Annotated in this window: 13 protein-coding genes and 1 pseudogene; 4 read left to right on the top strand and 10 right to left on the bottom strand. The window is 60.6% G+C overall.

Annotation, left to right across the window (positions count from 1 at the left end):
• Window positions 1-81: 81 nt before the first annotated feature.
• Window positions 82-402, bottom strand: a complete 321-nt coding sequence (locus QFX07_RS08305; protein WP_070824786.1) for a putative quinol monooxygenase — start codon at window positions 400-402, stop codon at window positions 82-84.
• A 135-nt stretch (window positions 403-537) separates the two neighbouring features.
• Complete coding sequence (locus tag QFX07_RS08300) at window positions 538-1116, bottom strand: TetR/AcrR family transcriptional regulator (protein WP_012904343.1); 579 nt, start codon at window positions 1114-1116, stop codon at window positions 538-540.
• A gap of 177 nt (window positions 1117-1293) precedes the next feature.
• Between QFX07_RS08300 and QFX07_RS08295 the strand changes: the two genes are divergently transcribed.
• Both QFX07_RS08295 and QFX07_RS08290 read left to right on the top strand, forming a co-directional pair.
• On the top strand, window positions 1294-2859 hold the full coding sequence (locus QFX07_RS08295; protein ID WP_012904341.1) for an MFS transporter: 1566 nt from the start codon (window positions 1294-1296) through the stop codon (window positions 2857-2859).
• A gap of 209 nt (window positions 2860-3068) precedes the next feature.
• Window positions 3069-4433 carry an NADH dehydrogenase gene (locus tag QFX07_RS08290; protein WP_049363766.1) on the top strand — a complete coding sequence of 455 codons (1365 nt, stop codon included), beginning with the start codon at window positions 3069-3071 and terminating at the stop codon, window positions 4431-4433.
• A gap of 557 nt (window positions 4434-4990) precedes the next feature.
• On the opposite strand, the gene QFX07_RS08285 is transcribed toward QFX07_RS08290, so the two are convergent.
• The 7 genes from QFX07_RS08285 to QFX07_RS08255 all read right to left on the bottom strand — a co-directional run bounded on the left by QFX07_RS08285 (window position 4991) and on the right by QFX07_RS08255 (window position 12898).
• Window positions 4991-5365 carry a hypothetical protein gene (locus tag QFX07_RS08285; RefSeq protein WP_459741166.1) on the bottom strand — a complete coding sequence of 125 codons (375 nt, stop codon included), beginning with the start codon at window positions 5363-5365 and terminating at the stop codon, window positions 4991-4993.
• Window positions 5289-5708, bottom strand: a complete 420-nt coding sequence (locus tag QFX07_RS08280) for an alcohol dehydrogenase catalytic domain-containing protein (protein ID WP_459741165.1) — start codon at window positions 5706-5708, stop codon at window positions 5289-5291. Before QFX07_RS08280 ends, QFX07_RS08285 begins: the two co-directional genes overlap by 77 nt.
• Before the next feature lie 282 nt (window positions 5709-5990).
• The gene (locus tag QFX07_RS08275) at window positions 5991-6845 is read right to left on the bottom strand and encodes an anchored repeat-type ABC transporter permease subunit (RefSeq protein WP_279755160.1); all 855 of its coding nucleotides are present in this window, start codon (window positions 6843-6845) and stop codon (window positions 5991-5993) included.
• A complete protein-coding gene (locus QFX07_RS08270; RefSeq protein ID WP_279755159.1) occupies window positions 6842-7723 on the bottom strand; it encodes a metal ABC transporter ATP-binding protein in 882 nt (293 codons plus the stop codon). Before QFX07_RS08270 ends, QFX07_RS08275 begins: the two co-directional genes overlap by 4 nt.
• The gene (locus tag QFX07_RS08265) at window positions 7720-8781 is read right to left on the bottom strand and encodes a choice-of-anchor M domain-containing protein (protein WP_279755158.1); all 1062 of its coding nucleotides are present in this window, start codon (window positions 8779-8781) and stop codon (window positions 7720-7722) included. The genes QFX07_RS08270 and QFX07_RS08265 overlap by 4 nt, the downstream gene beginning before the upstream one ends.
• Window positions 8782-8892: 111 nt before the next feature.
• Window positions 8893-10572 (bottom strand): anchored repeat ABC transporter, substrate-binding protein, encoded by a 1680-nt coding sequence (locus QFX07_RS08260; protein WP_279755157.1) that lies wholly within the window; start codon window positions 10570-10572, stop codon window positions 8893-8895.
• Between the two features lie 82 nt (window positions 10573-10654).
• Window positions 10655-12898, bottom strand: a complete 2244-nt coding sequence (locus QFX07_RS08255; RefSeq protein WP_279755156.1) for a TIGR03773 family transporter-associated surface protein — start codon at window positions 12896-12898, stop codon at window positions 10655-10657.
• Window positions 12899-13160: 262 nt separating this feature from the next.
• Between QFX07_RS08255 and QFX07_RS08250 the strand changes: the two genes are divergently transcribed.
• Together QFX07_RS08250 and QFX07_RS08245 are read left to right on the top strand one after the other, a co-directional pair.
• Window positions 13161-16034 (top strand): choice-of-anchor M domain-containing protein, encoded by a 2874-nt coding sequence (locus QFX07_RS08250; protein ID WP_279755155.1) that lies wholly within the window; start codon window positions 13161-13163, stop codon window positions 16032-16034.
• Window positions 16035-16326: 292 nt separating this feature from the next.
• A pseudogene (locus tag QFX07_RS08245) lies at window positions 16327-16794 on the top strand (DUF6318 family protein); the annotation flags it as partial.
• A 121-nt stretch (window positions 16795-16915) separates the two neighbouring features.
• On the opposite strand, the gene QFX07_RS08240 reads toward QFX07_RS08245, so the two are convergent.
• Window positions 16916-18898 (bottom strand): M13 family metallopeptidase, encoded by a 1983-nt coding sequence (locus tag QFX07_RS08240; RefSeq protein WP_279755154.1) that lies wholly within the window; start codon window positions 18896-18898, stop codon window positions 16916-16918.
• Window positions 18899-18998 lie beyond the last annotated feature (100 nt).

The raw sequence follows: 18998 nt of genomic DNA, 5'->3' as shown, positions 1-18998 counted from the left end.
AGAACAGGCAGGAGAGGCGCTTTAGCGTCTACTTATGCAACATCTAACTATGCAGTTTTAGGTGCATATCAGGGGTGCAGACTAGTCGATCTGCAGCTCGCCCATAGCGTCCCAGCCGTCGCCGTCAACCAGGCGAGAAATAATCTTCGGGGTTGCAGTCAGCAGCGGACGCATGTCCTTCAGAGCCTGCTGGAAGTGGTCAGAGTTCACGTGCGGGCCAGCTGCATCGTCGTTGAAAGCCTCGAGCAGAACGAACTCGTTCGGGTCCTCAACACTGCGGGACCACTCGAAGAACTTATTGCCTTCCTCGGCGCGGGTTGCCTCGGTGAAAGCGCGGGTCTTCTCAATCCACTGGTCAGCGTATTCGGGCTTGACGGGGAACTTTACAGCAATGAAAATCATCGGAACTCCTTGGTTGAAGAGTAGATACGTACCCTTCCAGTTAAGCCCCGGGTGCTCGCCGGCGCTGAAGAATAGGGTTTGAGGTAGCGGTTTTAGCTTGTGGCTTTAACCGCTGTGTCGAGTGGCTTTTGTGGTTTAACGAGCCGCCGCCTTGAGTACCTGCAGGGCGCGTTCGAGTGCCGCACGGTCTGCCGCGATGGCTGCAGCCCTCTGCGGGCTGGCGGAGTCGCCTCCGAATGCCGCGTTGTAGTACATGCCATCACCCAGAAGCAGCACGGTGCGGGCAATCTGTTCATCACCCAGCTCAGCGAGAACGAGCGCATGCCAGCCATCCTGTACGCGACTCATGGTCTGCTGGGCGAGCTCATTATTGTTCTGCGCCAGGCGGCTGAGGGCAATGAGGGCACGGTCGAACGGGGTGTTATCCGGCGTGGAGGAATTGATGTAGTAGGCGCTTGCCCCCTCGGGTGCCTGCTCCATTGCCGCGAAGTCCTCTTCAGCCAGGGTGAGGGTGCGTTCTGCGAGCGCTTCAAGGAGCGCCTTCTTGGATGAGAAGTGGTAGAGTAGCCCGCCCTTGGAAACCTTGGCGGGGGTGGCGACGGCGTTGAGGGTTGCGGCGCGTTCTCCCGAGCGAATCAGCAGGTCGACGTAGGTGTCGAGGATGTGTTCGCGGGAGTTGTTGGCGCGCTGTTTGCGGTGGTTGGGGGTGGTCATGGGTACCAGTCTAACCGCTTGAAACTATACCGTCCAGTTGGTATAGTTAATCTTCGTTTATGGCCCCGTCCGGACCCCTAAAACCTCACTAAAAGACCTAGCCCAAAAGACAGGCCGAGCTGATGCCGCCGCGTCCGCCGCATCAGCCGACACCTTATAGACGCACGAAAACAACCCATGACGAATCACAATCCGCACACCACGGCTCTGCCCATTCACGCCCCCGACCAGAAGACCAAGCGCTGGGCGGCACTCGGTGTGCTCATGCTCCCGGTGCTCCTGGTCTCCATCGACAACACAGTGCTTGCCTTCGCGGTGCCCGCAATCGCTAAGGCGCTGAGCCCCTCCTCCGCGGAGCAGCTGTGGATCGTTGACTCCTACTCCCTGGTGCTCTCCGCCCTGCTCGTGCCCATGGGCGCTATCGGTGACCGCATCGGTCGCCGCAAGCTGCTGCTCATCGGCTCGACCGGCTTCGCGGCAATCTCTGCGCTCGCGGCATTCGCGCCCTCCGCGCTGATGCTCGTGGTTGCCCGCGCCCTGCTTGGCATTTTTGGCGCCATGCTCATGCCGGCAACCCTGTCGATTATTCGCAATATCTTTGTGGATGCGACCGAGCGCCGCATCGCTATTGCCGTGTGGGCTTCGGGCTTCTCGGCGGGTGCGGCGCTGGGCCCGATTGTGGGTGGTTTCCTGCTGGAGCACTTCGACTGGGGTTCGGTGTTCCTGCTCGCTGTGCCGATTCTGATTCCTCTGCTGATTCTCGCCCCGATTATGGTTCCCGAGTCGAAGGACCCGAACCCCAGCCCGGTGGATCCGCTGAGCATCCTGCTGATTATGACCGGCATGACCGGCATTACCTTCGGTCTGACTCACACCTCCGAAACCGGGTTCGATGCGGTGGCTATCAGCACCATCCTTGCCGGCCTGTGCTTCATCGTCCTGTTCGTGCTGCGTCAGCTCAACCGCGAGAAGAACGATATTCAGCCCATGCTGGATGTGCGCCTCTTCCGCAACACCGTGTTCACCGGCGCGATTACCGCAAACCTCATCTCCATGATGGTGGACGTTGGCTTCATCTACTTCGCCTCCCAGCACCTGCAGTTGGTCTCCGGTCTGCCGCCCATGTACGCCGGTATGCTGCTGATTCCCGGTACCCTGGCGATCATTATCGCCGGTCTGGTGATTGCGCGCGTGGCGGTGCACTTCCACCCGGCGCAGGTGGTGTCTTTCGGTCTGGCGCTCCACGCTGCCGCGTTCGCGGTGCTCGCCTTCCTGGGTGCGCACAACGACTTGGTGATTATCCTGATCTTCATTGTGCTCGGTACCGGCATCGGTATTGCGCAGACCATTTCGAACGACCTGATGCTCTCCAGCGTGCCGCCGCGTAAGGCTGGTGCGGCATCCGCGATCTCGGAGACCTCCTACGAGACAGGTACGGTGCTCGGCACCGTCATCATTGGTGGCATGCTCACCGCCGTCTACCGCGCAAATGTGGTTGTACCCGACGGCCTGGATGAGACTCTCGCCGACCACGCCCACGAAACCCTCGGCGGTGCCGTGTCCGTCGCCAGCCATGTAGGTGGCGAGCAGGCGAACCAGCTGCTCTCCTCCGCATTCGCTGCCTTCGACTCGGGCGTGGTGCTGAGCTCCGCATTCAGTGCCGTGCTCATGGGTGTTATGGCTGTCATCAGCTACCTCATGATTCGTAAGGCACCGCGCGAAATGAAGCCCGCAGAACACTAATACAGCGCACTAAACCTCATAGATAAGCTCCGTCTCCCGTTGCTCTTGAGCGCCGGGAGGCGGGGCTATTTTTACGCACCCACCTGCGCATTTAAAGGTTCAGCACAGGTGCCGGTGGTACGGTAAAAACAGTAGGCTCACGCCCGAAAAAGTCGCCCGAAAAAGACAGAGGAACCAACGGCTCCACACACTCAAGGAGGAACGCCACCATGGGACTCAAAGACTGGATTGCACCCTTCATTACACTGCTGATTGGTGCCAGCACCATCTTCATCTCCTACAAGAACTACCAGGCGCAGGCGGCGGCAAAACCCTCCGAACTGGCGCGACTGGAACTGTGGAGCAAGCTCCTCACCGAAGCCGGCTTGGACCTCAACGCCCTACCCGACCCCGAAAAGCTCACCTCCGACCAGCGCGTCGTCCTCGAAAACTACCGGGTCTTCCTCAAGCGTGCGTCCCTCGAATCGAAGCTGCGTAAAGTTGGCATCGACAGCAACCGTATCTTCAGCCTGCTCATGAAGCGTGCGCACTCTTCCGTGAAGCCTACGCCCATCCCCATTGGCGACTCGATTAGCTACTACCGCCTGATTCTACGTGCCCTGCTGTACATTTGGGTTCCGCTGGCCGTGATTTTCATCGGCGTGCCCATCATCGTGGTCACCATCGCCTACCTGATTGGCCTGTTCACGAACCACCGCGGCAATCTGTCTGACTTTGCACTCTCCCCGCTCGCCGTGGTGCTCCTGATTGTTGGTGCGGTCGCCGTCGGTGCCCTCGTGTACCTGCAGAACCGCATTATCTCCGCCATTATCGCGAACAATGTGTACTTTTACTTCTGGGATATTTACGGCTCCAAGAAGGGCGCTCGCGACTCCAAGGACGCCTACAGCGAGCGCCTGGCGGCTAAAACCTACGCCGACCAGCTGTTCCTCGGTCAGCAGGAGTTCGCTCACCAGTTCCGCGAGAACATGTACATGGCGGGTATTCAGGAGATTGATGAGTACCCGCGCGTGCTCAGCGACAGCGTGATGCTGCCGCGCAACTACCGGGTTGCGGAAACCACCGAGGGTGAGGACCGTATCGACCGCTTCGTGAACTGGGTGCGCTCCAAGATTGGTTTTGAGCGCCTGGAACCGCGCATCATCTACAGGCTCGAACATAAGGACGCGCACAAGGATGCGAAGAAGGAATCCGCGCACGGTGAGCCGGTAGCTACTGAGCAGGGTGTTTCTGAGCAGCCTGTAGAGACTCTGGCTCAGGATAAGCAGGAGGATGCGCAGAAGGCTCCGGAGGCGCCCGCCTCTGCGGAGTCCGCCTCGGATGAGCCCATCGTCGCGGAGGTGTCCGTCGAGGCTCCTGCCGAGGTACCTGCCGAGAATCTGGCTGAAGTACCCGTTGAGGATGCGCCCACCGAACCCGTCATCGGAGGCGCCACCGACTCTTCTGCCGCAGCTGGGGCAGACGACCCCACGGAGGCGTTCACCCGCATCCTGCACGATGCTGCCGGTCATGAGAACACCGGTGAAAAGAATGCCGCCGGAGAAAAACCCAGTACTGAGAAGCCTAAAAACTAAATAGCCCGCCCGAGGCACCGAAAACCGGGCATGAGAAAAGGGTCGCAGCCTACGAGTTCGCCATTGAACCGTAAGCGTGCGACCCTTTTCCTTTCCCTTCAAGGGCGAGCAGAATCGGAGGTACCACCCGACCAAGAAGAGCCAAATGATGCGCCCCTCCACCGGTAGAGGTTGCCTGGCAGAAGAACCCGCCGAAGCAGGTTGGCAGAGCGCCCGGCAGAGGGTGCATCACGCTTGAGGAACCGCCCCAGAGCCCACCGGAGAGGGGGCTGAGGGAACAGAAAACCCCGAGCTGGCGCATCTCTACATCTTCAGATTTCTTACATCATCAGAAAATAACTACATCTCGGGGTAGGGGAGGACGATTCGCGCTCCGGGTGGGACCTACCCACTCCCACCCGGAGGCGAATCCTAGGGATGTTCGCAGTGTCATGAATACATCCCACCGAAATCCCTCACAAACGTTCGGGGTTTCAGTATGAGCGGTATATGAGCCTACCGCAGTCTATGCCGCAACCTCGGGGTTACGGGAGATAACAACCTTCACCACGTTGTGCTCAGCAGCGTGGGAGAACAGGTCGTATGCTTCCTCGAACTGGTCGAAGGTGAAGTAGTGAGTCGCCCGCGTTGACCTTATCGGTTGCGCCCAGCTCCAGTGCCTTGTTCAAGCGGTTCTCGTAGAAGTCGACGGTGATGACGCGGCCAGTACCGCAGAGGTTAGCGGTTATAATCGCGCCCAGACCCACGGGGCCTGCACCCACGACAGTGACGGTGTCGCCGGGCTTAGTGTTGCCATTCAGAATACCGACCTCGAAGCCGGTGGGTAGTGCGTCGGTGAGGAAGAGGACGTCCTCATCAGTTAGGCCCTCCGGAACCAGGTGAACCGAGGTCTCTGCGCAGGGAACACACGTACTCTGCCTGGGTACCGTCAATCATGTAACCGAAAATCCAGCCGACACCACCAACGGTCTGGCAATGCGTAGGCTGGTTCGCCTTACAGTAGAAGCACTTACCGCAGCTGGTCACGGCGGGGATGATGATGCGGTCGCCGACCTTCAGGTTAGTCAACGCGGAGCCAACCTCGGTAATGGTACCGATAGCCTCATGGCCCAGGATACGTCCGTAATCAACCTTGGGGCAGTCACCCTTCAGGATGTGCAGGTCAGTACCGCAAATGGTGGTGCTGTCGACACGGGCGATAACGTCCGTGGGCTCAAGAATGGTGGGGTTTGGGACTTCTTCCAGGCACCCTTCTGACGGGACCGTGATACACATATACCTTCATGGTGACTCCTTCTTTGAAGCTCTAAGGAGGGTGCAGTGACTGCTTTATCACTACATGTATCAACCCATAAGAAATATTTGATAGGTTGTACTTTCATTAAACCCGATGTGTTGAATTAAGCGCATTTATTACGCGGAGTGTATCTTTTAGTTCTTTAAACATGAACATGATTCGCTTTGGGTGGTTAAGGCCTGTAAAAAACGCACGAGGCGCACCCCCCAACAGGGATGCGCCTCGTGCGTTTAACCGAGAAAAATTGGGTTGAGCTGGGCTTAGCTCTTCAGCTGGGCACGCGCTCGCGAACGAACCGCCGTCACCGCCCACACCAGCACAAAAGCCGCCACCATCGATAGCACAATCGTGCCACCGGTCGGCAGGTTAAACGCCCACGACAGGTACAGGCCAACAACCGAGCAGATACCGCCAAACACCGGCGAGAACACCATCATCGACCCCAGTCGGCGGCACGCCAGACGCGCTGCCGACGCCGGAATCACCAGAAGTGCCAACACCAGCACATTACCGAGCGTCTGCAGACCCAGCACCACAGAAATGGTCACCAGAACGTACAGCACAATATCCAGGGCAAGCACCGGCAGGCCCATCGCGCGGGCACTCTCACGGTCCAGGCTGACCGTCACAATCTGGCGGTGGAACAGCCACAGCACCAGCAGAATAACGGCACCCATTATCGCAGCCTGGGTAATGTCCTCATTCGAAACACCCACAATCGAGCCGAACAAGAAATCCTGCACCGACCCCGAATAGCCCGGCGCCAACGAAATAATGACAATACCCAACGCAAAGGATGCCGCAAAGAAAATACCGATCACGGAATCCTCGCGCAGCCGCTGATTCTGGCTAAAAATAGCCACCAGAATAGCCGTCACCACGCCCGCAGTCAGACCGCCCACCATCAGGTTGCCGCCCAGCACGAACGCCACCGCAAGACCAGGGAACACCGAGTGCGCCACCGCATCGCCAATGAAGACCATGCCGCGCATCAGCACGTGGCAGCCGACCACACCGGTAACCACCGACGCCAGCAGCACCGCAGCCAGGGCGCGCGGAAGGAACGCCAGAGACGGATTGAATAGGTCTGCAAGAAAATCGATAGGAGTAATCAACGGGCACCCCCGGTAGAAGTAACAGTGTCAGCGGGGGAGAGCGAATGATCAGAAGCGCAGGAATCAGGCAGCTCGTGGCCGTACTCATCTAACGCACCACCGGCACAGGTGAAGCCCGTGCGGGCGTGACCCTGTGCCTCCTCGATGTCGTGACCGTGCAACCATGTATGCAGCTGCTCCAAGCTAAAGGAGTCCGCCGGACCATCCAGGTGAATATTGCCGCGCACACCGCACAGGCGCGAGCAGGACTCACGTGCCGCCAGCATGTCGTGCGTAGACATCAGAATCGTGATGCCCTCACCCGCCAACTCACGGTACAGGCGAGTCAGAGTGGTCTGAGTCGGGGCATCCACGCCCGTAAACGGCTCATCCAGCAGCAGCAGGGAGGGGTTCGCCGCCAAAGCGCGCGCCAAAAGAACCCTCTGACGCTGACCACCGGAAAGCTCCGCAATGGAAGCATCCTGCAGGTGCAGAACATCGGTGCGTTCCATCGCTGAAAAAACCTGAACCCAGTCCTTCTTCGCCGGGCGATGGAAGAACCCAATCTCACGCACGCGACCGGTCATCACCGTATCCTTGACGGTCAGCGGAAAATCCCACTGGAACTGGTGCTTCTGCGGCACATAACCGATATGCGCACGCGCCACACGTGGCGACTCACCCAGCACGCGAACCTGACCGGATGCCGGGCGGATCAGACCCAAAATAGTGCGTAGCAGTGTGGTCTTACCGGCACCATTAGCACCAATCAGGCCCGCAAACTCGCCGCGCTCCAGCGTCAGGGACAGATCCTTGAGGATGGAACGGCGTGCGTATCCGGCGTACAGGTTCGAAATCTCTAGGACGGGTTCAGTGCCAGCTGTTACCGACGCGCTCACGAACGGTCACCGCGCACTTCATCCAGTGCCTCACGCTGCGCGGAGGAGCGGCGACGGAACGCAAGGAAAGCGCTCACAGCAATGACAGCTGCCACGCCTGCGGCAATGACACCCCAGGGAATCGTGAACTCGGTACGGTAACCGCTCTGGTCGCTTGCTGCGGCAGAAGAAGAACCGGCAGCCTGGGATGCAGAGGTAGACGAAGCATCGGAGGGTGCAGAAGAACCCGAGGATGCCGAACCGCGAGCCTGCGCCTCCATCGAGTACAGGGCATCAGCATTCGCAGAATCACCCACCGCAAACTTCAGGTAGCGGGTATCAGACACGGTGGAACCATCAGACAGCTCAGCGCTCGCGGTGACCTTCAGCAGGTACTCGCCCGGGGCGGTGAACACCCAGTTCGCGTGGGTGTGAGTGTTCTTCTCCACCCACAACTTCTGCGGCTCATTCTTGGTAGAGGACCACAGCACCTGCGGTGCCGAGAAGTTGCCGTTCTCCAGGTACAGGCTGAACGTGCCGGGGCCGCTCACCTGCTCCAGTGTCAGGTTCACGCCGCGGTTCAGCTTGGACACCAGCTGCGGATCCTGGGTGTTCCACCCCGGCCAAATCACGCCCTTAGCTTCGGTCTGCGGAATCACGTATACCTTAGAACCGGCAGGTGCACCCACGAAGGAGTAGCGTGGGTCGTTCGGCACCTCAAGAATCGCCTGGTCGCTACCGCGGTAGATGACTTCGTCCAGGCTGCGCCAGACGGGGGTTTCACCGTGATCGTCGTGGAGCATGAGCTCAAACTTGCCGTTGTTGAAACGAGGGCCCATATCCACGTGACCGGAGGAAATTTCGGTGCGACCGGATGCAACCGGCTGCTCCGCCGACAGGGTCTGGGTGAGGGCGCGCTCGCCGCGGCTGAGGTTGCTGTCGCTCGGCTGAGTCGAGGCGCTCTCTGCGGTTGGCGGGGTGGTCTCCGCGTGTGCCACGCCCAGGGGTGCGAGCATCAGGCTGGTGCCCAGAGCCAGGGCGGGCAGGCTACGAGAGAGGCGGGTGGTTGAGTTCATCATGAGGACTTCCTTAGATCATGACCGAACTTGGATCATGACCGAAACGGTGTGTGAAAGATTATCTATATACTGATACGGCTATATGAGCTTGTGGGGAGATTGAAAACCGGGTTACGATGTGCTCGCCTCCGAGCAACTAGCACCCGAAGAGCTATCTCCAGAATCGCCGCCGGAGCTGTGCCCAGCGCCATTCCCCGAGCACAGCGCAATCGTGTGAGCATTCGCCAACATCATCTGCGCGTAGTGAGGAGCCTGCGCATCCAGAGTGTCCGAATAGAGCACCCCGGTACGCACCTGGGCCTCCCGAGCCAGCTCCGTCAGAACCGGTGAACGCATCGCCGTGGACTTATCCAGATAAATCGCTGGAACCTTCAAATCCTCGACCGTGCGACGCAAACGCTGACGCTGCTGAATACTCGGCTCGCCGCTGGCACTAGCACTCACAAAACCGGCAATATGCAACCCGTAGGTGCTCGCCAGGTAGCGGTAACCGTCGTGCGTGGTGACCAGATTGCGTGCCGACTCCGGAAGGGCTCCATACACCTGACGCAGCTGAGCGTCCAGGGCATCAAGCTCCTTCATCACCTGCTCGGTGCGGGTCGCATACTCGCTCGAACCCGCCGGATCGGCGGAGATGAGCGCGTCACGAATGACCTGCACGCTCGCCTTCGCGTTCGGTACTGAATGCCAAATGTGCGGGTCGATTTCGCCGTGCACGTGCTTACCCAGAACAGCCTGCGCCAGCAGGTACACCTGACCGCGATGCTCCGAAGCACCCGAACGCAGAAAACGGTAGCTACCGCCCGCGGGCACCTCCTGCAGAGTCCGGGAGGGGACCGCGACTACGGTGTGGTTCAGCTCGTGCTCTACGGCACCCTGGGAGGAATCCGCCCGAAGCACGAGCCTGCCGTCGCCGGTGCGTGCGGTAATATCGGCGTGACCTGCCGAAAGAACCTTGATGTCCGAAGCGGAAACGTTCTGTTCCTTCGCTAGGCGGTCCACCAGCTGTTGCGGGTCACGACCGACCACGCAGTACAGGGTGCCGCGCGAAGAACGCACGGACTCCGGCGCATTGACCGCGGTGGCACTCAGTTCAATCGCGTACTCGCCGGCATCACTAAATGCCCACGACAGGTGCGTATGCGCCTGCAAAGGAAGCTCCAGCGAACCCATATCGCCGGTACGGATCGCTGTGTCCCCTTCACGGGTGAGGTTCACGCCGCGCGCATGCGAATCGCACAGCATCTCCACCGCACCGAAGGTCTGCGTAATGAACGCCGCTAACTGCGCATTCGAGGAATCCGTGGAGGTTCGCGCCCGTACGCTCTGCACCTCAAAGCGCATGCCTGCATCCGAAGAGTCGGTGGGGGCAGACTCGTTCTGCCCGCCCTCTTCAACACGCAACCCCAGCCAGATAGAGTCTAGGGAGGCATCTTCAACAATGGCTTCCAGCTTGCCGCCGTACTGCTCAATCTTCTCCGCCACCGCCACGGACACGACCCCGGCGGGCAGGTTCGCCTCAACCATTTTGCTGAGCTTACGCTGCTCCAGCAGAAGACCGTTCGTCAGAGCACAGCGGGTATAGGCGACATCGCGGATATCGCGCAGGCTCGGCTCATACGAGTGCGGGTCAGCACCGGCAGGCACCAGAGAGTGCACGCTGGCGCGCTCCCCGGCAATCTGCTGCGCCAAATCCGCCAGAATCGGGGTCGTGGCGACCACGCGCATCCGGTCGGAGGACGCATTCACGGTGCCTGCGCATCCGCTCAGTGCGAAGGCGCTAGCCCCCACTCCCGCACCCACCGCGATACGGGAGGCGAGGGTGAGGGCGGTACGCCGACTATATGCTTGCGCGCGGTTGCCGGTATGTCTGCTATGCGGTGTCACCGCTGCGGCCCTTTCGGCGTGCCGAACGCAGAATCATGGCACCGAGTGCCAGTGCCAGAATGGAGGTGCTGACCATGAACGGGTCGATGACCACACCGGTATTCGGCAGCTTACCTGCCGCGGCTGCCTTCTGAGCGTTCGCGAGTTCCTGACTGGTCAGGGCGCAATCCTCACCGGAGGCGGTCTTACCGACGATGCGTACCTTGGATCCGTCGGGCTTGGTGACGATGCCGGTGGCTTCGTCTATGGTGCCGTTGACGGGGTTCTTAGCGGTGCTCTTCTCGCTGCCGTTCTGCGCACCCTGCGCGTTGTTGCTTGCCGGGGCGTTATCGGGGTTGCCAACGGTGAAGTGCAGAACCGATTCGCTGCTGACCTGCTGGCCGTTTTTCAGGCGTGCCGTCCAGCCGATAGTCACGGTGTAGCGACCCTCAGCGGTGAACACCCAGTTGCTGTGTTGGTGGGTGTTTGCGGGCACCTGGAAGGAGCCGCCGCTACGCGAATCGAAGACCTTCTGACCGGCGGAACCGAAGTTACCGGAGAGGAAAGTGGACATGGTGCCGGGGCCCTCAAAACCGTTGAGGCTCATGGTGACGGGGCCGTCGAGCTGCTTGAGCAGTTCGGGGTCCTGGGTGCTCCAGCCGAGCCAGGGCACGCCCTGCTGCTGGGTTGCACCAATCATGTGCACGGGAGTGCCCGCCGGGGCGATATTCTCCATGCCTGCGGGCAGGTTGATCTTCGCGGCGTCATTGAGTACAAACTCGAGGGCGCCGGGGGAGACGTGGCGGGCGGGGCTGGTGCGGTCGTCCTTCACGCTGCTGGTGAGGTTGCCGCCGTTGAGGACCGGGCCCACGTCAAAGTGGCCGTGGGTGACTTCTTCACGGCCGCTATGTTCGGCGGAGTTGACCACAGCGATGGTGGGGATGCTGGTCGGCGCCTGGGCTGCCTGGTTGCTCTGCTTGTTGTCCTTCTGAGCGTCCTTGGAGTCCTTGGCATCTTCGGCGGGAACCTCGGTGGCGATGCACTGCTGGTTCAGGCTACCGGGCAGACCGGAGGACAGCACACCGCTACCGGTGCTGGGTGCGCTGATGTTCCGGGCGTTGGAGCCCTTCACGCTGGAGCCCTTCACACCGTGGGAGTTGCCGTCCTTGCTTTCGCCCTTGTCGGAGCCGTTATTGGTGTTGTCGGTGCCTCTGATAGCGGTAACACCGGATCCACCCTGGGATGCCTGCTCACCATTTGCCTCTGCCTTCGCACCGCTCGGGTCGGTCATCTGTGCGGCGTTCTGACCGTTCACGGATGCATCCACGCGGCGAATACCGGTGGATGTGCTCGCCTCAGTACTTGCGGAGGTGGAAGTAGATGTGCTGGCGGCGCTCTTGGTAGCGGTAGCGATCGCCTCGGGGGTAGTGGTTGCTTCGCTCGTGCTCTCCTTTGCCGCTTCCTTCGCGGCGTTCTGCGCGTTCAGGAGCTCGAAGCCGTCCTCAGCGTTGGCGCCCACAGCGATGGTGTAGGTCGCCTCGGAGCTGACCGGGGTGCCGTCAGCAAGGGTTGCGGTGGCGCGGAAGGTCAGCTGGTAGATGCCCTTGCGGGTGAATGCCCAGCTGAGGTGCTCGTGACCGCCAGAGGTGATGGTGTGCGGTGCGAGCTGGTCGTTGGTGCTGAAGACGCGCGGGTTGTCGCGGCCGGATTCGGTGAAGACTTCGGCGCGGCCGCCTTCGGGTACGCTGCTGCGCACGAGTTCAAGGTTGATGGTGTTGTTCTTGAGCGTGCCGGGGCGGATTCCTTCCGCACCGAGGCCGGGGTAGAGCAGGCCGCGGGTGCGGGTGGAGGGAATATAGAAGATGTCGGTGCCTTCGGGGGCAATGTAGTCGTAGCCTGCTACGACGTTGGTGTGTGCGTCCTCGACGTCGGGCAGGTGGAAGACGGTGCGGGCGGGGTTGAATCGTCCCTGCTTGCCGGGGCCGGTGTCTGCGAGGGTGCCGAGGGTGAACTGGTTGCCGTCGAGGAATGCGTTGAGCATTTCGGTGTGTACGCCCGCGATGACGTAGTCACCTTCGTAGTTGACGTAGGTGCGCGACTCGGTACCTGTCTGGGTACCGACTTGGTTTTCCTGTGCCTGTGCGGCGGTGAAGGTGCCGACCTGGGGGAGGGCGAGGGGTGCCCCGAGTGCGAGGGTGCATCCGAGGGTGGTTGCGCTGAGTAGGCTCAGGGGTTTGGTGCGTCCTTGCATGGTAGCTCCTTGGATGACTGCTCGTTGGCTGGCGTGCTGCCCGATACTTTCGGGGTTTGCCCGGTGCTGGGGCTTTTCGGGTTTCTACCGCGTTGGTAGGCGCGTGCGTGCCGGTTTCTCTTTGTGGATGTACGTGGTGTGCGTTTCTGGGCGAGCCTCTGCACACATGTGTTTCTGAGAATCACTATACTCAGTTAGTTTCCAAATGACAATTATTTGCAAAAGGGTTACCCTAAGAAATAGAAAAATGAGAAAGGTTGTCATGAACTCTCAGAAGCAGACCCAACGACGGATCACCATACACACCCCCGCACTCTTCATCCCCGGCGGTAAGCCCGCCCTCCGCCGCGCAGCCGCATTCCTCTCCGCCGCAGCACTGCTCGCGCTCGCTGGCGCAGCCCCCTCCCTGCCCGCCGCCGCAGGCCCCGATAACGGCAAAATCGTCACCACCAAGGGTCACGTCGACGCCCCCAAGGCATACTGGGACGAGCAGAACGGCACCTTCGTCCTCATGAACGAGGCGAACCCCTACAAGACCGGCGCAGACACCTACGAACTGGACAAAACCGTCAACTGGGTCGGCAAGGGCTACAGTGGCCGCGACGGCAAGTCGCAGTACACCATGACCCTGGGCGAATCTCCCTCCCTGGCGTTCCTCGGCGAACCCGGCCAGACCCTCTACATGGCACCGCACCTGACCTCCGGCAACCAGGACCCCATCTGGGCTGGTCTGGGCGCCTCCACCAAGATCCCCACCGACCGTTTCCGTGACGGCGTGTTTGTCACCGACATCCTCTCTGTTGAGGGTCCAGGCCGTATGGAGCTCTTCCGCTACAACCCGGACGACGCGCCCGCCGACATCTACCGCATGCTCTCCAGTAGCTCCACCGGCTGGCACTCCTGGCTGCTCGACAAGGGTAGCCATACCCACAACACCACGACCTTCACCCGCCCCGGCCGCTACGTGGTCACCTACCGCACCGTGGCGCGCTCCACTGACGGTCGCATCATTAGCTCCAAACCGTCGAAGCTGGTCTGGCAGGTTGGTGGCATGCAGCCGGTCCTCGGTGACGGTACCCCCACCGCCGTGCCCACCGTTGACCGCTACAATGCGGCACCCGTCGGTGACCTGGACGCCGCGAAGTATGTACTCTCCGTGGCACCGCACCGTCTGGATGCTGATCCGGCAAAGAACAAGGATGCTGACGATAAGCTCAGCGACATTACCTTCACCGCTGCGAACAAGAACCTCAAGGGCACCCTGACCCTGTACAACAACGGCTACTTCCTGACCGACCTGCCGGTCGTGAACGGTACCGCCACCTGGTCTGAAATGCTCGGTAGCGAAGGTTCCCAGCTGCAGGCGGTCTTCACCCCCGACACCTCCGACGAGAACAGCGCGGAGGCGTCCCGCTGGATCTCGCATAAGCTCGCCTATGAGCCCGGCCGCGCCGAGAGCGTCTATAGCGACGACGGTAACGGCTCCTGGCCCGAAGAAATCCCGGACGAAGCGAATACCGTGCTCAGCACCGGGCAGTACACGCCGACCAGCATGGACTACGACGTAACCGTCACCCCGAACGGCAACGGCTTCAGCACCGTTGAGGTCCGCTTCAAAGACCCGAAGGTGCGCGGCTTCCTGCGTGGCGGCTTCTACGCCCAGGATGACCCGGTCTACCCCTACCTCGATTTGGAAGGCTCGGTCGAGGACGGCGTGGCGCGCTTTACCTTCCGTGACGAGTCCTTCTACAAGGGCACCGCTCTGCGCGTGAAGATGCTGACCCACCCGGATATGAATGCTTCTGCCTCCACCACTGAGGTTGCGGCGAACTACGAGCCGGGCACCAAGTACACCGCACACGGTGCTTTGGCTCCCGATAGCGCACCCATTAACGATGCGCCGAAGCCTGCTCCGGTGGATCCGTCGCCGAGCGCTGAGCCTACCGCCGCGCCCTCTGCTGAGCCTTCTGCTAAGCCGAGTGAGGCTCCGACCGCTGAGCCCAGCACCGTTCCGTCGGTATCCCCCAGCGAGGTTCCGACTGTGCCGGCAGTGCCGACCGCCTCCGCAGAACCGAGTGCACCTGCTCCGGCACCCTCTGCTGAGCCGTCCACCCCCGGAACCCCCGGCAACCAGTGCGTACCCGGCAAGATTGACGGCCGCACCAAGATCTCGCACGGCCACCTGGACATCCAGGCGACCCTGAAGGACCGCCAGCTGTCCGTGGGTCTGCGTGACGACAGCGGCATCATTGACGCTGACTCGACCGTGCGCCCGCTCGATTCGGTCGTGTGGACCATGAGCGAGAACGCCCGCCGTGTACGCACCGAACGTATGGCTGACGAGAAGCTGAACTTTATGGGCCCGGTCGGCACCGCCTTCTACGGCCTGCCGCAGACCCAGCAGAGCGGCCTGCCCTGGCCCGGCTACAACACGCAGGACATCGACTACTCGCAGCTGCGCGGCCCCGTGCGCCTGCACGTGGTTCCGAAGGTCATGCCTGAGGGTGCACGCTTCGGCATGTTCACCGAGTCGCTGAACGGTGCGGATGTGCTGCTGGATTCGACGACCGGCAAGACCACGATCGACATTGATTACGCGACGCACGCGCACGCGAACTGGGTGTTCTCCGAGCCTGGCCAGTACATGTTTGACGTGCACTATTCTGCGACCCTGGCTGATGGTACTGAGGTAAACAGCCCGGTGCAGCAGCTTGCGGTTGCTGTGGGTAAGAAGGCGTCGGATGCGTGCTCGTTTGAGACTGCCGTGCCGAAGGACCCGAACGCTGCGTCGGACGACTTTAGCGGTGTGCGCCGTGTGGATTCGGCAACCCCGGGCGGTACCGCTGGTGCCAACCAGCCCGGCTCCACACAGTCTGGTGCTGCGCAGGCTGGTCAGTCCGGTCAGGCTGGTGCTTCCGGTGCTGCCGGTGACGTGAACGCGAAGGGTTCGACTGATGGTTCTGCTGGCGGCTCCTTGGGTCAGCCCGGTGTGTCTGCTGCGTCGGGTGGCGTTAGCTCCCAGCAGGGCGGCCTTGCCCGCACTGGTTTCGGTGCGGTGTCTGTGGCTGTGGGTGGCGTACTGGTGCTTGGTGCCGGCACTGTGATGGTGCTGCGTTCCCACCGCCGCGCTTCCTAGTGCTTGCCGCGTGAGGACACGCTGATACGGTGATGCCCCCGTGGCTGAGAGAGTGAACTCTCGGCCTCGGGGCTTTCTCTATACGGTGCTACATCTGAATTAACACTATTTAGATGAGGCATCAAGGATGCACTGCTGGTGCTCTGGGGTCTGTCGGTACTCCCTGGCTTCGGGGAGCCAATCTCGTACGTGCGGGTGTAGCAGATGACCTTGATGAGAGCATCCATGTCCTTGTAATCGCCGAACTCTACGAAAAGCTCGGGGATGTACTTGGGCGGCCAAGCCCGCCGTCGCTAATGAGAACAGAGTGGAGGGCCTGTATCAGTCCATTGTGTTCTTCGGCGCAGCCTTGGAATACTACATGCGCACCGGTAAGACCGAACCCCTGCGTGAATATACAATCGACAAGTCCGAGCTGAAGAACCTGGTTGAGCCGGAAAGCGGCACCGTCGGTGAGAAGCTGATCAAGGGTGAAGCCTGGATGCACGACGCGTCCGTTGTCATCACCATGCTCACCCCGCAGCCCGAGCGTGAGGGCGACACCTACAACTGGAATATTCGCCTGACCATGGATCCCGGCGAGTTTATTGCAAGCAAGGACCGCGTGCAGGAAGCTCCCTCTGAAGCGGAACGTAAGGACGAGGTGGAGCGCACCCTGCACGGCGTGTACGAGAACGGTGCGTGGAAGCTGACCGGTATGCGTGCTTATTCCTCTTCCTCTTCCTCGGCTTCTGCTTCGTCCTCGTCTTCTGACTCCTAAAGTTCAGTAGTCTAGAAACGTGTAGTTTCTACAACAGAAAGGCGCCCGCCCCGTGGCTCGAAAACCACGAGGCGGGCGCCTCACATATATGCGCAATAAAGCATATACCCTTATCGAGGTGCTACCAGATACGCACGCGCTCCTCCGGAGCCAGGTACAGCGCATCGCTCTCAGAGACGCCAAACGCCTCATAGAACTCATCAATATTACGCACCACACCGTTCACACGGAACTCATCCGGCGAATGCGGATCTACCGAAATCATCACCTCAGCATGCTGCGGGCGGGACTTCGTACACCAGCCGCGAGCATTCGAGAGGAAGAAACGCTGAATACCGGTCATGCCGTCAATCACCGGCGCGTTATCCAGCGACTCAATGCCCTGCTTCTTCAAAGCCAGACGGTACGCCTTCAACGCAATAGACATGCCAGCCAGGTCGCCAATATTCTCGCCCAGAGTTAGCTCACCGTTCACGTGGAACTTCGGGTCCAGACCCACCGGAACGTACGCGTTGTACTGCTCCACCAGCGCGGAGGTGCGCTCCTTGAACTTCGCGTAATCCTCCTCAGTCCACCAGCTCTCCAGCTTGCCGTCGCCGTCGTAGCGGGAACCCTGATCGTCAAAACCGTGACCAATCTCGTGGCCAATAATCATGCCGATATTGCCGTAGTTCGCCGCATCGTCAGCGTCCGGGTTGAAGTACGGCGGCTGCAGAATCGCTGCCGGGAATACGATCTCATTCGCCGGCGGCATGTAGTACGCGTTCACGGTCTGCGGAGTCATCAGCCACTCCGCCTTATCCACCGGCTGACCCTTGCGGGCAATCAGCCAGTCAGCGTCAAACGCACCGGTACGGCGCAGGTTCTCGAACAGGTCACCGGGCACCAGTTCCAGGGTGGAGAAGTCACGCCACTTATCGGGGTAACCGATCTTGGTGACGAACTTCGACAGCTTCTCCAACGCCTTCTGACGGGTTGCCTCAGTCATCCAGTCCAGCGACTCAATGGACTCGCGGTACGCCTCCAGGAGGTTGCCGACCAGAACCAGCATCTTCTCCTTGTGCGAGGGCGGGAAGTGTACAGCCACGTACTCCTGGCCAATCTCCTCACCCAGAGCCTTCTCGACAGCGCCCACGCCGCGCTTCCAGCGCTCACGAATCTGCTGGGTACCGGAGAGGGTCTTGCCGTAGAAGTTGAAGCTCTCCTGAACCAGTTCGTCGTACATGAACGGCGCACGTGAACGTAGAACGGTCCACACAGCCCACAGCTTCCAGCTCATCAGCGGGATGGAGGTGAACAGCTTAGCCGCACCCTCAAAGAAGGACGGCTGAGCCACAATAACCTGACCCAGGGTCTCCGGGTCGGCACCGAGCGCCAGTAGCCACTGGGAGAACGGGAAGCCGGGGAACTTCTCGTCCAGCTCGTTCGCCTGGTACGGGTTGTAGGTCGCCTCCGCGTCACGGTTCTCCACGACGTTCCAGTGCAGACGAGCCAGCTCAGACTCGTGAGTGAACACCAGCTGAGCCGCCTGCTCCGGGGTCAGGCCGAAGCCCTCAGCCAGACCGGTCAGCTCAAACATGCGAGCAATATGCTCAACATACGCCGCGCACGCCTGCTCATGCTTCTCTTCACGGTAGTAGGATTCATCCGGCAGACCCAGACCCGACTGGTACAGGAAGAACGTGTAATTCTTCGGGTCCTTCGGGTCGTTGCTGGTGTACCAGGCGAACAGCTGCGGCAGGCCCGCACGAGACAGCAGTGCCAGGGTTACAGCCAGGTGGGAGGGGGTTGCCGAGTTCAGAATCGGGGCGATTTCCTTCAGCAGAGGTTCCAGGCCGTCCGCCTCAATCTTCTCAACGTCCATGAAGGAGTTGTAGAGTGCGCCAATACGGGACTCCGGCTGCTCCTTCGCGATCTTCTCCACCAGCTCACGCACGTGCTTCTCTGCGTTATCGCGGAGGGTGTACAGGCCGCCGTCCTTGGGGCGGTCCGCCGGGATTTCGTGGGTTGCCAGCCACTTACCGTTGACGTGGCGGAAGAAATCGTCGCCCGGCTTGACGGTTTCATCCACCCATTCTTTAGTGATTCCAGAGTTAGTAGTCATGGTTCCATTCTAGGTTCTTAACGTAAGAAGCCACACGATTACCGACAAGCCACCATATGGTGACTCACCAGCAAAGGTGTGGCTTCCCTACACGAAAGAT

This window comes from Rothia similimucilaginosa, assembly GCF_029850985.2.
In the GTDB taxonomy this organism is placed as follows: Bacteria; Actinomycetota; Actinomycetes; order Actinomycetales; family Micrococcaceae; genus Rothia.
This window is presented reverse-complemented; position numbering and strand designations above follow the sequence as displayed.

Excerpts from the sequence above, each read along its gene's own strand:
- QFX07_RS08305 (WP_070824786.1), bottom strand. The coding sequence starts at position 402 with ATGATTTTCATTGCTGTAAAGTTCCCCGTCAAGCCCGAATACGCTGAC.
- QFX07_RS08300 (WP_012904343.1), bottom strand. The coding sequence starts at position 1,116 with ATGACCACCCCCAACCACCGCAAACAGCGCGCCAACAACTCCCGCGAA.
- QFX07_RS08295 (WP_012904341.1), top strand. The coding sequence starts at position 1,294 with ATGACGAATCACAATCCGCACACCACGGCTCTGCCCATTCACGCCCCC.
- QFX07_RS08290 (WP_049363766.1), top strand. The coding sequence starts at position 3,069 with ATGGGACTCAAAGACTGGATTGCACCCTTCATTACACTGCTGATTGGT.
- QFX07_RS08280 (WP_459741165.1), bottom strand. The coding sequence starts at position 5,708 with ATGTGTATCACGGTCCCGTCAGAAGGGTGCCTGGAAGAAGTCCCAAAC.
- QFX07_RS08265 (WP_279755158.1), bottom strand. The coding sequence starts at position 8,781 with ATGATGAACTCAACCACCCGCCTCTCTCGTAGCCTGCCCGCCCTGGCT.
- QFX07_RS08255 (WP_279755156.1), bottom strand. The coding sequence starts at position 12,898 with ATGCAAGGACGCACCAAACCCCTGAGCCTACTCAGCGCAACCACCCTC.
- QFX07_RS08250 (WP_279755155.1), top strand. The coding sequence starts at position 13,161 with ATGAACTCTCAGAAGCAGACCCAACGACGGATCACCATACACACCCCC.
- QFX07_RS08240 (WP_279755154.1), bottom strand. The coding sequence starts at position 18,898 with ATGACTACTAACTCTGGAATCACTAAAGAATGGGTGGATGAAACCGTC.